A 16,087-nucleotide genomic window follows, 5' to 3' on the forward strand; every position below is an offset into this window, starting at 1 on the left:
AAATCAATAGGTGTAAAACAGGCAACATAAATGAATTTAGGTAGTCTTGCATATTATCCCTTTATACTGTTCAGAAAGTCACGAAAAAACGGATGACCAATAAGTTCAGTTTTTTGTTTGACAATAATAGCTGGTGGATCCACAAGGTACAAATTTAGATATGAAGAGAAATGAAATGCACAAATAGTGTATTTCAAATACACTATTGACATGGAATATATTTCATTATATATTTAAGACAACCGATACACCGGAGTATTACGAAAATCTAAAAAGTGTATTGTTAATACATAATGCGTGAACTAGGATTACAGAATATTAATAAACTACATACAGGAGGAGGTACATGATGTTGAAAAATAATTTTTGTGAAAATGTAGAGAAGGATATTTTGGACGTTTACGAGATCTATAGGAACTCAACTGATATTTTAAAAATAAAGAACCTGATATCCTTGATAACGCTCAAGTTTTTAAATGAAAATCGTAATTATTCATTTGAAGTTCCAAATGATTCCAGATGGGACATGGTGACCTCAACTGGAATTGACTTTGGATTAAAATTAAATCAGGCGTTTAGACAGTTGGAACAAGCAAATCCGAAACTTGAAGGTGTTTTTACAATCACTGACTTCACCAAGGTTAAGGACCCTATTAGTTTGTTTAAGGTGGCAGATTCTGTGTTAAATCGATACTCCTTTGCAGATTCAGACTTTAGAGAGGTGAGTACTTACCTTGATCAATTATGGAACATCCTCATTGGTAAAGAACGAGACACAATAGGGGAAATCAGTAGTCCTCCTTCCATAACCAAGCTGTTGCCTAGACTTCTGAATAAGTATCACGGAAAAATTTATGATGGTTCGTCAGGGCTTAACAGCTTTTTAATTGAGGCTCATAAGCAAGTGGTTCAAAATGGTGGTAGCGTTCAACTTTTTGGACAGGAAGTGAACCCTGAGGCTTGGTCTTTAGGAATCATGAATCTACTACTCCGTGGATTGTATCCAGAACAGGCAGATATTCAGGTTGGTCAGACGATAAGGGAACCAAAGTGGACGGCTAATGGGCAGCTGATGCGGTTCGACGGGATTATAACAGCACCACCTTTTGGAATTGGCAATTGGGGGTATGAGGTTGCGGAAATGGACGTATATGGTCGTTTTCGGTACGGTATACCCGGTAGGTCCTTCGGAGATATGGCTTTTGTACTTCACAGCATAGCGTCACTTGAAAAGCAAGGTAAAGCAATAATTGTGATATCAAATGGTGTGCTTTTGAGGGGAGGATCCGAGGAAAAGATTAGAAGTGAACTAATTAAAGAGGATCTTATTGAGGCTGTGATTAGTTTGCCTTCAAAGTTACATATGAATACGAGCATTCCTGTTTCGCTCCTTATTTTTAATAAAAATAAACCGGATCATCTACTCAATAAGGTTCTAGTTGTTAATGCTGAGGAGTGTTATGAAAAACGAAGCCGTACTCAAAATGAACTTGGAGAAAATGATATCGAAAAAATAGTTCACTCCTACTTGAATGCTCTAGAAGTTGAAAATTTCAGCAGATTGGTCTCTACGAATGAAATAGCTGCTAATGAGTGGGTTATTTATCCTCCACGCTATTTTGACAGGAGTGAAGTAACAACGAAACTTGGAAAGTTTGAAATCAGCCGAAAAAATTATGAATTGTCAGATATTGAGAGAGTGAATTTGCAGAATCTATCCATCGATATATCACGGGGGTTAACCGTTACTAAAGAAGAATCCGATAATGAAAATCCATCTCATTATTTAATTAACCTTGCTGATGTGCAGGATGGAAAAATAAATCTCGAGGAGCTTACTGGAATCCGTCTGGATTCAAAAAAAGGTAAGGTGTATGAACTACAACCAGGAGATGTGCTGCTTTCAAGTCGTGGAACATCAAGTAAGGTTGTTGTTATATCCGACAACGATTTAGTTGGAAAGAAACTCGCTTATTCCAGTAATTTTATTCGTATCCGTGTTAATCAAGAAAAAGCGGATCCTTACTTCATCAAGACTTTTTTAGAAAGCCCGCCTGGAAAGTACTTGTTGGAATTTAACCAAACCGGGACCGTTGGTACGGTATTAAGCCATAAGGATATCAAGTCCCTTCCCATTCCGGTTCCCTCTATTGAGAAGCAGAAAGAGATTGCAGCCTTAATACTTCAATCGGAACAAAAATACGAGGAAACCATTCTTGTGGCTCAACGGGAAAGAGCTGCAAGTTACCACGAGAGCTATAAATTGATGGGTATTTCACAAGTGTACGAGATTATAGATGAAAACTGAAATTAAATTAGCGAAAAAATGATGACAATGATAAATTTTTAGGAAACAGTAAACCTAATTTGGAATATCGCGTAACTACTTAACTTAACTACCCAATTTTTATGAGTAATATAAAAACTGAGAAGAAGAGAGAGGCTAATCTAAATGAACATACTCCAATACGAATCAAAAATCTGGGAAACTGCTGACCTGCTTCGCGGCAGTGGTATTAAAGAATCAGAATGGCCATCATTTATGATGCCTTTTTTTGCCCTTGCTATGATTGAAAGTCGTCTCGTTAGAATGTTTGATGGTTTAAAAGCTGAAATTGGCGAAGAAGATTTTGCTACTATTGATAAAGACGATCTTTACGACATGATTAAAGATCAGGGGCAGGGCTACAACATCTATATATTTGAGAAGAATCAAACCCTCATCGATATCTGCAAAAACGATAAATCATTTGAAATGGATTTTGATGCCTATCTGAATGGCTTTGATAGCGAAACTAAAGACCTGCTCGGCGTGGATGTGAGTGAAGGAGAAAAATTCCTCGATATCAAGGGGGTTATTACCAAGCTCAGAGCAAAAAAAGTGCTGATGGGTTACACCAAACTATGGGCAGAAATCGACCTTAAGCCGTTTAACAACTCCGAGATCACCACGCTGGAAGAACATATCAAGCGTAAATGGGCGGATATATCGGCGGAAACTGCAGGGGAGCAATACACACCAGATGATGTGATTGCGCTCATTGCCGAAATCATTGCCTCTAAAATTGAAGAATCCGACAGACTGCTCAAAATCTACGACTGCACCTGCGGTGGTGGTAACATGCTGTTTGGAGTTGAAGATCGCATTAATAAAAAATTAAAACGCCTTACCCAGACCTATGGTCAAGACTGGAACGATGCGCTCTACGCTCTTGCTAAAATTGAAAGTCGCTTTCGACCTGATTCTAAAATCGAACATGGTAACACCTTGGTGGAGGACAAGTTCTACAACGAAGAATTTGATGTAGTCATTGCCAATCCACCCTATGGCGTAAGCTGGAAAGGTTACCAAAAAGACATTGTAAACGACAAAACTGGGCGGTTTAAATATTTGCCATCTGTCTCCGATGGGCAATTGCTGTTCATGCAGCATCTTATTTCCAAGCTTGATGCAGGCGGCATGGGAGTGGTGGTACATAATGGCTCTACCTTGTTTAGTGGCGATGCTGGCTCAGCAGAAAGCAATATCCGTAAATGGATGCTCGATAGCGACATTGTAGAAGCTGTGATCCAGTTACCCACCGACGAGTTTTTTAACACTGGCATTTATACCTATTTATGGGTACTGAATAAAAACAAACAACCGCATCAAAAAGATAAAGTGATGTTGATTAACGCCAGCGAAAAATTTAAACCGCTGAGAAAGAGCAAGGGTTCTAAGCGCAAAGAAGTGGATGAAGACAGCCGCTTAGAAATTGTTAAAACACTGACGCAATACCAAAGCACAGATTACGCTCAAGTATTCGACAAAGAGTTTTTTTACTTCAACAAGCAAGCTATCATGCTTACCAATGTAGACGAATACGGCAACAGTTTTGAAGTGAAGTTAAAAGAAGGAAAAAAGAGTGAAAAGCTTACGCCGGTCAAACTTACCAACGGTGAACGCGAACTTACCGAGTTTGTGATTTCTACCTTTGATACGGATAAGTACAGCTCATTGGCTAGCACCTTTGAACAGGACGTCAAACCATTTATTGCTGCGTTGGATTATAAAGAACAGCCACTTGTTATCACGACAACTACAGCAAAGTATTGGTTTGATGCCGATCAAGAAACCTTAATTAAAGAAGTGGATGGCAAAAAAGAGTTATTGGGCTGCGGCAAAATTGTGGTGAAATCTGCTCTTAAGAAAGCGAGTAAAACACAGCCAGAACGTATTGAAATCAGCGTAGAACTTACGCCCGATTACCAAAAAGATTATGAGATTATCCCTTTTCATAAAGACGAAGAAACCAACCAAGCTGCGATTGGGGCCTTTATGGCAAAATACATCACGAGGCCTTTTACCTACTTAGAAAACGTAGTGGGTGTAGAACTGAATTTTAACAAGATTTTTTACAAGCCAGAGGAACTGCGAGAAGTGGTGGATATTTTGGCTGAGATTGATGCTATAGATGGCGAGTTAAAAACGTTAGAAGTGGGGTTTGTATTATGATTTGTGTCGGTTTTGAGAGATATGAAGCCTATAAAGATAGTGGGGTTGATTGTCTCGGGGATGTGCCGAAACATTGGGAAATTCTCAGGGTCAAAGATACAGTTAACAAAATTGGAAATGGAGTGACACCAAAGGGAGGTAGCGAGGTATACACAAACCAAGGAATCCCATTTATACGAAGCCAAAATGTATATGACGAGGGATTGCGGCTTGTAGACGTCTCTTTTATCCCTTTGGAAATACACAATGAGATGAAGGGTTCTCAACTTAAAAAGGGGGATATTTTAATCAATATTACAGGTGCATCAATAGGAAGGACTTGTGTTGTTCCTGCTGAACTTGGTGCTGCAAATATAAACCAGCATGTTGCCTTCCTGAGAACAAAATATTGGTTTAATACTACTTACATCTCTTTATTCCTTAAATCCGCTTTTATTAAAAAATACATTCAATTCGAGCAGAACGGCGCATCTAAAGAAGCTCTTAATCTTGCTCAAATCGCTAGGATCCCTATCGTATTGCCAAAGATTGAAGAACAAAAAGCCATCGCCGATTACCTAGGTGTTAAAACTGCGCAGATTGATCGTAAAATAGATCTGCTCAGCCAAAAGGCGATCAAATACAGCAAGCTCAAACAATCCCTCATTAACGAAACCGTCACCCGTGGTTTAAATAAAACTGTGGCGATGAGATATAGCGGGGTTGAGTGGATTGGAGAAGTACCAGAGCATTGGGGTGTGAAGCGGTTGAAGGAACTAGGCTTTCTATATAGTGGCTTGTCAGGTAAAAAAGGTGAGGATTTTACTGATGAACACGAATTTAGTGGTGATTTCATTCCTTTTGTAAATATTGCTAATAATCAATACGTTTCAATCACTGACATAAAAAAAGTAATAGTCTACCCTAACGAAAAGCAAAACAAGGTAAGAAAGAATGATTTATTTTTTCTTATGAGTTCTGAAAATCACGATGACATAGGTAAATCTGCGCTTCTAAAACATGACATAGCTGACACCTATCTTAACAGCTTTTGCAAGGGGTTTCGTTTTACTAAAAAAGATATAGTACCAAATTTCATAAACCATTTATTAGCATCAGAACAATATCGGAATAGTCTTTCTGTTGAAGGTAAAGGGTTTACTCGTATAAATTTAAAAATTGAGAAGATCAATGACTTATTAGTAATAATCCCGCCCTTCTCAGAACAAAAAGCCATTGCCGATTATCTTGACACTAAAACTGCGCACATTGACCGTATTGTTGAAACCATTAATATTCAAATTGACAAACTTAAAGAACTACGAAAAACTCTAATTAACGATGTCATTACTGGCAAGATAAAGGTTTCTATGGAAGGAGAAGCTGTATGAATGAACTCCACCTACAAGATAAATTTTTGTTACCTTTTTTTAGAGAAGACCTTGGTTACTGCGAGGTGAAAGCTAATACGGTGACCAATTCTCTGATTATAGAAGAAGACTTACAGGAGTTTATATCTCAAACTGAGTTAAATAAAAAGCCTTACGAAACCTTGCTGAAAAAATACGGTGGCGACAAGAATAAATTGCTGAAAGAGTTGATTGAACTAATAAAAGAGCGCAGCAGCAGTAGCCGTAATATGTCGCTGTTTATCAATGCCAATAAGTCCATCACCCTGCAGGGCATTAAACTGCACCTGTTTTACACTGGGGACAGTGTGATTCATGAAAATGCGCTGTTTAATGAAAATATTTTTTCCATTGTGCAAGAGCTACCCTATAAATACAGCTATCAAGGCAAATGGATATTCTCTTTTCGTCCAGATATTGCGCTGTTTGTGAATGGCATTTATTTGGGTTACAGCGAATTAAAGTCTAACTACACTAATCAAAGTGCAAGTAAGAACGGGCGTGGTAAGGTAATTAAAGATTATTTTGAGGCAGTCAAAACCTATCATCAACATTTTGATAGCAATGACATGCTGAGTGACAAAGAAAAAGAATTTTACCGTAAAGACTTCTTGAAAATTTTTGAAAAAGCGATTCACATCACAACTACCGATATTGGTGAAACCTATGTTATTCGTACCATCGCTGACTATTTTGACGAGATACTTGCTACCTGCCGCGAAGGCAAGTTTGATCGTGAAGAGGTCGAGAAAAAAATCAAGGGTTCATTTAAGCCGTATCCACTACTCAATAGAGAGGCTGACAAAAAAGAGAAACTGAAAGAGTTATTTACTGCCCTCTACGGTAAGGCTTTTATTGAAAAAGAGATTTTGTATTACAACTTTATCGAGCGTGATGTTTATGTCACTAAAAAAGGTAAAGAGTTAAAACACGAGCAAGGGTATTTGATTTCACCACGACCTAAGCAAAAGTTTGGCACTGATAAGATTATGGCCAAGATTGATGAGTTTTTGGCGCACGAGCAAGAAGACGATTATTTTGAAAAGCTGCTAGAAAAACAGTTATTCGGCGTATCTGAAGCTAAGAAAAAAGAATTGCTGGAAAAACGCAAGGCCTATTCTAATAATAAAAATATCTACTCCTTACTGTTGCAGTATGCAGCGGGCTTTGGTAAATCCAATATTATAGGCTGGTCTGCCTTACAGCTTAAAGACCTGCGACGCGATGGTGAATATGTATACGATAAAATCATGATTGTTGTGGATCGCTTGCAATTAAGAGGACAAATTGATTCCAAAATGCTTAATATGAACATTGACAACCGTATGTATGTTGAAGCAAGCAACAAAAAAACCTTTCAAGAGGCGCTTGCCTCCGATACGCGCCTAGTGATTGTGAATTTGCAAAAATTTGGATCTGTGCGCGACATGCTCGATGCTGAAGTAATGCAAAATCTAGCCAAAATGCGCATTGTCTTCTTGATTGATGAAATTCATCGCTCCAACAGCGGTGAACAGCATGAGGAGATGTTGAGTATCTTTGATGAGTTGCAATCGTCCTTTGATAACAACGAGCAATATTCTCAAGCACGCAAAAAGAAGAATCTGATCATTGGTTTTACCGCTACACCAGACGATCATACACTTGCGCGGTTTGGTGAATTCAGCGGTTATGCAGAATGCGAAAAACTATGGCGACCTTTTGATTCCTACACTATGAAAGAGGCTATTGAGGATGGATTTATTCTCAACCCACTTAAGAATATTGTGCCAGTAGCCTCCAAAATGTTATTTGATTTGCCTAGTAACCTGCTGGAAGGCTTCGCTGAGAAAGAATACAAAGACGCACAAAAGAAACAGATTTATGAAAATCGCGATCGTATAGATGCAATTGCTAAATATGTTGCGGATTTACTGGTAAAAGATGTGTATCGTCAGATACGTGGAACGGGTAAGGCAATGCTAGCAGTATATTCTATTAAAGCCGCGATTGCTTATAAACAAGCGGTAACCAAACACTTTAATACCTTGGTTCAGGGAACCAAATACGCAAAATACGCTGAAGCGCCGATTTATGTTGTGTATTCGAGCAACCAGGATGAGCAAAGCGCTACTGCTCTTAATGGTGGTTTGAGTGAAGAGAAGGTATTGGAAAACTTTGCACTGAAGAAAAACGGATTAATGATTGTGGTAGCAAAACTACAAACTGGTTTTGATGAGAAAAAGCTGCATACGCTGTTTCTAGATAAAGAGATTAAAGGCATTAGCGCGATTCAGACGATTTCCCGCGTAAACCGAACCGCAAAATACAAGAACGACTGCAAGATTGTTGATTTTTCCTACAACAATGTGAATGTGCAAAATATCAAAGATGCCTTTGAGCATTATTCAGATGTGGTAGTCAGTGACTTCGATCCCTTTGGAGACAAAAAGGTTTTGAATATATTACTGGTAGAGCTGAAGAAATCAGATACTTACAATAAGTTCTTTTCTGTGTTTATGGCTATTTATAAAGACGAAACTAAGCGTGATAATCCAGAATGTTACCTAGACTTGGAAAGTAGTTTAAAAAAATTCATAGATGCAAACCCACAGCGCACCTCTGACACTAAAGCCAAGGCAGCGCAGTATTTTACTATTCTGAATCGCATTGAATATGTGATTGAACTAGATGCGAAATATAGCGAGCCGAACTTTTTGTTCTTTTGGCGTAAGTTCAACACAATGTATAACATGATGCACCGTAGTGAGGATGTAAAAGACCCAATTGAAGTTTACTTTGACAATCAGATTGGCATTATTGAAGTAGAAACCCAAGAAACAAAGGATAAGAAAAAGAAACCCACCAAAATAGCAGAAGGCGCCGCGAAATATGGAAACCATCAGTTTGACATCCTCGCCATCATTGCAGCGCGTAACGAGCACGAGACTGAAACAGGTTTACTTATCCAAGAGTTTGAATCCAAGATTAAAGATTTTTTTTACTATGTACGAAATGCTAATGAAGGCAAGCGATTAATCGTGAAAATAAAGTCGTATGTATCAGAAGCAGAAATCTATGATGACTTTGCCAAATTATATCGACGATATAAAGCGCTCAACCGTCAGAGAGTGGGGGATTATTTCTTTAAAGAAATGGACGATTTGGTAGAAAAGCTGTGTGACGATTTTGAGAAACATCTGTTGGAGGAAATTGGAATATGAGTCTCTTCGTCTAGGTATATCTTCCTCCTTACAATTGAAACAAGGCATGTGTAATAAATCTTCCGGTTCAAATATAAATTAAAGGAAAATCAAAAAGACAGGGATTCCCTGTCTTTTTTAATTAAATTGAAGTTTATATGAAGGATGAAGCTCAGGAAGGAGCTTTAACTCATATAGTCGTATCTCTAATTTTTGTATGCAACGGGCTTTGTTTTCCTTCCAGTCACCGTATTTCACACGAATAACTGCTTCATATCCAACACTTAACAAGTATTTATCCCTCTTTTGGTCATGATCTGCATCATGCCAGACCTCTCCATCTGCTTCAACACATACCTTTTTTCCATTCTCCATAAGAACAAAATCCAAACGGTATCGGGCTTCTTTCACTTGTGTTAAAGGTGTATATCCAAGACTGACTAAAGCATCAAACATTTCGCGCTCAAAGCGATTGCTGCAGCCAGCTCGATTACGGAAAATTTCTGCTTTCCTATTTTGATCTTTATGATGATTTAAGTTTGGCTTTTGCAAGTTACGGATGATATACCACAAGCCATAAAAAGCCATTCCTAAAATAATGACAGCAAACATATTTCAGCTCGTCCTTTCAATATATAAGTAATGAGTTAAGTCACACATATTTATGTAGGAACATAGGCTATTATCAAGAAATTACCGAGGTAGCTGCCTATGTACCTGTATAAGTAGTATTACCTAGGTTTTAAAGGCATATAGCCCAAAAAATAAGGAATATAAGGGTTTGTTAATGGCGGCAGCCGACGAAAGGAGGGTGGAAAGCCATTATGCCCATTTTGCTTAAGTTTTATACATGGAAATTCAATTTTTTATAAAAAATTTTTTACTAAGTATGAACAAGGAGGAAAAAGTATGTTGGCAGCCTTAAAAAGCACTTGGAAAGAGTACCAAGAGAAACAAAGGGTAAAAGCTGTCATTCGGGAAATTGAAGCGCAGACGGAAAAAGCATTCCATACAGCTCAATTGTTTCTGGAAATGAAAACAAGTCATGATTTAAAAACTTATGTGTATCCGAAGATTTTAAAGGTTGATCTGCATGAAAGCCATGTTGAGGTATTCGGGAAGGTGCCAAGAGGGATGAATCCGAAAATCCTAAATGATAAGAAGTTTATTTTTCAGCAATACCTGGGCAAGAATCTGGATATTAAAACCGATGTATTAGATTTTACCATTCGTATTTTTCCGGAGAAAATGGATGAAGTGGAATATGATTATAAGACATTTCCGATTCAGGATATGAGGATGCCGATTATAGCCGGGAAGAATAGATTCAATCAATGGGTGACGTTCTCCTTGATTAATAATCCGAACGTATTGATCGCAGGAATTCCTGGGTCAGGGAAATCGGTTATGTGTCGGCAAATACTTACTACTTTGATGTTGCATCATACATCAAAGGAATTAGAGCTTTATTTATGTGATTTGAAGGGTTCAGAATTCCATATCTTTCAGGAATGTGCTCATGTGAAGAGTATGAATGTTACAGCGGCTGAATTTCGTCCTATTATGAAGAAATTGCGGTTAGAAATAGATACAAGAGGTCGCTTGCTTCGTTCTCATGGTGTGGAGCATATAGATAATCTACCGAAAAGCAAAAAGAAACCTTATATCTTGTTGGTCATTGATGAAATATTGATTTTGAATGATGGATCAGGAGAAAGTAAGGAACTGTTAAGGGAGTTATTAGAGTATGCAGCATTGGGGAGAGCGGCAGGGTGTTATCTTATTGTGAGCCTTCAAAGACCTTGTAATAAGTCTTTATCAACCCAATTAAGAGGAATTCTGAATGTAAGATGTATCTTTAAAACAGAGGATAGAACTAATTCAGAGATTGCGGGAGTGATCGGAGCGGAGGATATAAGCCGAGAAGAGCCCGGAAAGATGATATTTAAGATTGATACCGCAGATATGCACGACGTTCAAGCTCCTTTTTTAGATGTAGAGCCAGCAAAAGATTTAATCAAGCCATTAATACAAAAAAAGAAAGTTGAGTCGGCAGCTCTACCCCAGAAACAAGAATTATTCGGATGGTTAGATTAAAGGAGTGATACTTAATGAATAAAAGGGATAAACAGATAATTGATGATATTACAAGATTTCGAGCTTTGAGTCGGGATCAGATCATTGCCCTTCATTTCTCCAAGTTAAAAAAACCAACGAGCAATTGTAATCTTGTATTAAAAAGATTACAAGATCGACAATACATTAAAGCTTGTAAAGATTTTACTCCCTATGTATATATACCTTATGAATCGAGAATGAAAGAAAATAGCCAAAAGATATGGCATTTTTTAAAGATTGCAGATACCTTTATTGAGCTAAAAAAATATGACGCTGAATTATCGTATACCCTCATAGAACCAAAAATGGGTGAAAAAGGAGTTATAGAGCCAGATTTATTCGTAATCTTTAAGAAAACACCGATGTTCTTTGAGATTCAGAGAACAATTTATAGTGAAAAGATTATGCAAGAAAAGATAATGCGCTATGAACAGTATTATTTATCTAATGATTGGCAGAATTTAGAATGGCAAAGACAAGATAAAAAATTCTTTCCAGCTATCATCCTGCTTACTGATACCCGTTATAATATCGAAACAGTTAATTTAAAAGTGATTCAAGTACCTTCTGTTAAAGCTTTAGTGAATACATTTAGTCCCATGAAAGAGCCATCAGTACAACAGAATCAGAAGGAACAAATTATAAATGGAGTAAAAATAAAATTTGGATATTAAAGGAGAATAGTAATGTATAAAATCATTGTAATTAAACGTGACTTATGGGAGTTTAATAAGGAAACACTTGCAAGCATATTAAAAGAAAACAAAGTAAAACTAAGTGAAAAGACATTAGAGGTTTTGAAAAAACATATTGAGCAGTCATTTCAACCGCCAGAAAATGAAGAAGAGGTACGCATATTGATATCAACTCATGTATATCTCATAGATTCAAGAAGTGTTGTTTCATACAAAAAAAGTGAACAAAATTTCACTACCACTTCATTTCGGGATTTAGATATTATTTATGAAGAGCAAATAAGAATACGTAAAAAAAGAGAAGATCGTACTCGTATAGAAGAATCATGCTAATACTGCAAAAAGCACAAGATGTTAAAATTCTTGTGCTTTTTACATGTCCCAATCCCATAGGTCTGTTACCTTCATATATGGGTCCTTTTTTCTCACAATACGTAGAATTTTCTTCATAATCTCAGGCTTTGGTATATAAGAAATATCTCTACAAGCACGGGTTATTGTGTTAGTGGACACCTTAGCAGCTTTTGCTAATTCTTGTTGTTCGATCCCGTGGCGATCCAGCCACTTTTTTAATTTAGTTCTTGGTTTTCTAGATAACACGTTTTTCTCTCCCAACCTATTTTTTTACTACAATTATGGACAGAGAAACCACGCTGTATACGTTTGAATCTAACTTTGCTTAGATTGTAGATGTAAAAAATAAAATTCATAGATTATAAGCACGAACGATTTTCCTTATATTTTCGAAGGAATATGGTATACATATATTGCAAAGATTTGACTTACGCATCATACAACAAATCTTTGCATGGGAGTTTCCGAAAAAATTTTGTAAGGAATTAACAAGCAGAAAACTATAATTATCAAAACCGTGGGGTCTCGTCCCCACACACGACCAGCACAAAGCGTACTGGACCGCAATACTAAAAGATTTATAGACCGCGGGGTTCCGTCCCCGCCTCGACGGTCCTTCCAGGAAGTGTCCAAAACAATGGTTGTTTTGGGAGAGTAAAAGGATTTGGGAAAGGTGAACATGTCAACTCCTTATTCTCCCTCCCTACGGTCAGTCCGATACCGTTGACATGGCGGTATGTATTCCACTGATTGAAAAGAGCGGTCACCATAGCGGGACGCCGGGGGCGGAAGCCTTATGTTTCGCTATGGATAATATTTTTCCTTTAGCGAGGATTTGGGAAACATAACGAGATGTAGGGAAACTTCGGGAAGCTTACGGAGCGTTTATGCCGCGAAAGTTACTTGACCATGAGGAGAACCCTCATGCAAACTTGCGGAGGTTGCCCCAGAGGGCGGTTTTTGCCCTGTGGGGTTGCCTTCGGGAGTTTGAGGGTTTAGAGGCTCGTGGTCAAGTGAATCGTGGAATAAAAAGCGTAGCAAGCTTTTACTTACATGAGGGTATTTTAATCTTTTTAATCAGAAATAGAGGGAAATTCTATACATATCAAGAACATGGTGTTACAGTATCGTTAGATTAAAAGCATAGCAATGCTGTATTGGGGGTGTAGTACATATGAAGCAGGAGCGTGACATCGTAGGTAATGTGCATTTGAAGACAGCTGATATCTCCCATATCACAGGCCTAGCAGAGAGTACCGTAAGAAAATACAGTTTAGAATTAGAAAAGCAAGGATACGAATTTTTTAAGGATGGAGATACAAGGCTATATACTTCTAATGATGTAACAGTCTTTAATCAAGTCAAAGAGATACGAGATAAAACTAAAGTTTCTTTAAGTCATGCTGTTGCTGTGATAATGACACAAAGAGCTTATGCAACACAGAGTGTAGCGGCTGAAGAAGTAGCTGTATCAAAGGTTTCTGATGAAGAAGAACGACACGTGATACAGGGCATGGCGGTAGCGATGAAGGAGCACATTGAGGATATAAAACAAGGTATTGCGTCCGAGTTCATAAATCTTCGAGAAGAACTTCAAGCAGAACGAGATAAGAATAAGGAATTGGAACAAAAATTAGATTTAGTTATAGAACACTTAGAAAGATTAACCGGAAAGGTTGAAGAAGCAAGTAAGGAGCAAAAAAGAAAGAAATTTTTAGGTTTATTTTGAGGGAAAGCACCCGGAATTCAATATTTATAAGCAGCAAACCCACCTTTAAAAGGTGGGTTTTATAATTTATTAAGCGTATGGGTCATCCATATCATCAATACCTGACCAAGATTCATTGCTTTCTTGTTCGTGTTTATGAGCGCGTTCATATTTGTCTTTGTTAAATATATCTGTTTGCGTTTGGTTATGTGATTGTGTATTTAAAGGTAGTAAAGATGGCGTATTGCCATTTTTTAAACTGAAATCGTATTTACGTGGCAGAATCTCAGCGATATCTACATTCCCTGTCTTTTCATAAAGTTGCTGTGCAGCATATAGAAAAAAAGTTGTAATATCTGATTGTTCATTAATCCAATCGATCATCTCTGGAGATACATTGCGTTTAATGTAAACATTAATACGATCTCCAGCTTTGTATTCTTTACGACGCATCAGAGGCAACCCCTAACTCCTTCTGTTTTTGTAGTTCAAATCTTGGTGAGCATGTATACACTAGCAAACCTCGAGCATTCACGAAAATTGCATCATTTAAAAATGTAACATTCGTTAAGCGCCCTTTTTCACTTAAAATTTGCTGTAAGCTATCTTTTAGGATGGCAGCACCACCACCATAAATGAATGTGTAAGGATCATCTTTCATATCATCAATTTTGTCCATGATTGCAGTGCTAATACGAGTTGCAAGCTGTTGAAAGGCAGCCTTAGATTGCTCTCTTAGAGACAAATGACGTGGATGTTCAGGGTTTAAGTAAATCTCATTAAACTCTGTTATATTCTCGATCGCTTTACGTGGGTTTTGACGATTCCAACGCTTGATAACATCCAAAATAGTTTCCTTTACTCCATAATGTAGCCCTTCACTTAACTTTGGATTAAAGCGTACTCCTTCAGATACTACGATTTCTGTTGTACCAGCACCAATATCAAAAGAAAGTAAAGTTTTGTCTACATAGTCTGTTTCTTGAATGCCTTGCACAGTGTCAACCTTTCGTCTTGTTACTTTTCCATGTTCGTCATACACGATGCCCCATGCAGCAGCCCCACCTTCAGGCAAACACTTGCAGTACTCAATTTTAATATTAACTATTACATTACGTCCTGATGGATGATGGTAAATAACAGTATGTGTTCCCATATAGCGCTTAGCGTTTGCTTGAGCACTTTGAGGTGTAATAGTTTGCACTGGAAGTGCTACAGAAAGGTCATAAGTTACATCAATTTTGTTAACAGTTGGGTTCATTCTCATTGCATTAATGGCTAAACCCGTAAGAGTTACCATCACAGGTAGTTCATCAGTAGATTTATCGCTATGTTTTTCTAATTCCGTACCTTTTACACGATCTTCAATGACTTTTTCTCCCATAATATAACGTTTTCCATTTTGAGATAAAGCAGGAGAGTTGATTGTCACATCAATGTTTTTCTCTAATGCCGTGATAGCAATATCGTCCTCATCCATAGTAGCAGTTGTTTCTCCCATATATATAGAATAAATTGTAGGTATTAAAATAGGTTGTTGTCCTTTTACCCAAAGTTTTAAGGCATTATTACCTGCATCCGCACCGGCTTTTAAAATCTTTGTCATTCTAATTCCTCCTTAAAAGAAATTTATGGAAAATTAATTTTATGATACCATCATATGCTAAGAGTGAATAAAACTCAATACATTTTAATAAAATTTAATACTAGTCAATACAAAAATCAATGAAATATAGTTACTTTTTATAGTTTAAAGTGTAAATTTACTATTTTCATTTATTTAAATCATATTGAGATATATTCATTTATATTGAATTGTATTGACTTTTTAGTTACACTGTCCTATTTTAAAAGAAACTCTTAATCTATGAAGGCATGAAATTATTGGGTAGACGGATAAAAAGGGAAGGTGTATAGTTAAAGGTAAATTAATAGTAATACATAAAAAATGTAGATATAGAGGAAAGATTAAACAAATTAAATATAATTTGTTGGATATAAATAAAAAGGGAAATGTGTTGGTAGCACATTTCCCGGTATCTCAAGCTAGATAGCAGCTAGCTTGAAAATGCTAGTTGGAGTTGTTGGTAGCAACTTCAACAAGATATCATAACGTATGTTGTTATGATACCAATTATTATAGATAG

At 37.2% G+C, this 16,087-nt stretch carries 12 protein-coding genes; 8 read left to right on the forward strand and 4 right to left on the reverse strand.

The annotated features are described in order from the left end of the window. The first annotated feature begins 346 nt into the window (after nucleotides 1-346). The 4 genes from H540_RS0113070 (at nucleotide 347) to H540_RS0113085 (ending at nucleotide 9,086) form a co-directional block, all read left to right on the forward strand. Nucleotides 347-2,308, forward strand: coding sequence for an N-6 DNA methylase (locus tag H540_RS0113070; protein WP_028401051.1), 1,962 nt, complete (start codon nucleotides 347-349; stop codon nucleotides 2,306-2,308). Nucleotides 2,309-2,452: 144 nt separating this feature from the next. Further along, a complete protein-coding gene (locus tag H540_RS0113075; protein ID WP_028401052.1) occupies nucleotides 2,453-4,495 on the forward strand; it encodes an HsdM family class I SAM-dependent methyltransferase in 2,043 nt (680 codons plus the stop codon). Beyond that, nucleotides 4,492-5,865, forward strand: coding sequence for a restriction endonuclease subunit S (locus tag H540_RS0113080; protein ID WP_028401053.1), 1,374 nt, complete (start codon nucleotides 4,492-4,494; stop codon nucleotides 5,863-5,865). Before H540_RS0113075 ends, H540_RS0113080 begins: the two co-directional genes overlap by 4 nt. Then, complete coding sequence (locus tag H540_RS0113085; RefSeq protein WP_028401054.1) at nucleotides 5,862-9,086, forward strand: DEAD/DEAH box helicase family protein; 3,225 nt, start codon at nucleotides 5,862-5,864, stop codon at nucleotides 9,084-9,086. Before H540_RS0113080 ends, H540_RS0113085 begins: the two co-directional genes overlap by 4 nt. Nucleotides 9,087-9,203: 117 nt before the next feature. On the opposite strand, the gene H540_RS0113090 is transcribed toward H540_RS0113085, so the two are convergent. After that, nucleotides 9,204-9,677 carry a DUF559 domain-containing protein gene (locus H540_RS0113090; protein WP_028401055.1) on the reverse strand — a complete coding sequence of 158 codons (474 nt, stop codon included), beginning with the start codon at nucleotides 9,675-9,677 and terminating at the stop codon, nucleotides 9,204-9,206. 297 nt (nucleotides 9,678-9,974) lie between these two features. Here H540_RS0113090 and H540_RS0113095 point away from each other — a divergent pair, with 297 nt between their 5' ends. The 3 genes from H540_RS0113095 to H540_RS0113105 are packed head-to-tail and all read left to right on the forward strand — an operon-like array spanning nucleotide 9,975 to nucleotide 12,211. After that, a complete protein-coding gene (locus tag H540_RS0113095; RefSeq protein WP_028401056.1) occupies nucleotides 9,975-11,162 on the forward strand; it encodes an FtsK/SpoIIIE domain-containing protein in 1,188 nt (395 codons plus the stop codon). 14 nt (nucleotides 11,163-11,176) lie between these two features. After that, nucleotides 11,177-11,857: a replication-relaxation family protein gene (locus tag H540_RS0113100; protein ID WP_028401057.1), complete on the forward strand. Its 681-nt coding sequence runs from the start codon at nucleotides 11,177-11,179 to the stop codon at nucleotides 11,855-11,857. A gap of 12 nt (nucleotides 11,858-11,869) precedes the next feature. After that, nucleotides 11,870-12,211 (forward strand): hypothetical protein, encoded by a 342-nt coding sequence (locus H540_RS0113105; protein WP_028401058.1) that lies wholly within the window; start codon nucleotides 11,870-11,872, stop codon nucleotides 12,209-12,211. Between the two features lie 39 nt (nucleotides 12,212-12,250). Here the strand turns inward: H540_RS0113105 and H540_RS0113110 are convergent, their stop codons facing one another. Further along, a complete protein-coding gene (locus H540_RS0113110) occupies nucleotides 12,251-12,478 on the reverse strand; it encodes a helix-turn-helix domain-containing protein (RefSeq protein ID WP_034670961.1) in 228 nt (75 codons plus the stop codon). Nucleotides 12,479-13,406: 928 nt separating this feature from the next. Between H540_RS0113110 and H540_RS0113120 the strand changes: the two genes are divergently transcribed. Continuing rightward, entirely contained in the window at nucleotides 13,407-13,961 is a 555-nt protein-coding gene (locus H540_RS0113120) for a hypothetical protein (RefSeq protein WP_028401061.1), read from the forward strand. 69 nt (nucleotides 13,962-14,030) lie between these two features. Here H540_RS0113120 and H540_RS0113125 read toward each other — a convergent pair whose 3' ends face one another. Both H540_RS0113125 and H540_RS0113130 read right to left on the reverse strand, forming a co-directional pair. Beyond that, nucleotides 14,031-14,393: a hypothetical protein gene (locus H540_RS0113125; protein ID WP_028401062.1), complete on the reverse strand. Its 363-nt coding sequence runs from the start codon at nucleotides 14,391-14,393 to the stop codon at nucleotides 14,031-14,033. Beyond that, the gene (locus tag H540_RS0113130; protein WP_028401063.1) at nucleotides 14,383-15,546 is read right to left on the reverse strand and encodes a ParM/StbA family protein; all 1,164 of its coding nucleotides are present in this window, start codon (nucleotides 15,544-15,546) and stop codon (nucleotides 14,383-14,385) included. The genes H540_RS0113125 and H540_RS0113130 overlap by 11 nt, the downstream gene beginning before the upstream one ends. Between the last annotated feature and the right edge of the window lie 541 nt (nucleotides 15,547-16,087).

The organism is Ectobacillus panaciterrae DSM 19096, assembly GCF_000430785.1.
Taxonomy (GTDB): Bacteria; Bacillota; Bacilli; order Bacillales; family Bacillaceae_G; genus Ectobacillus; species Ectobacillus panaciterrae.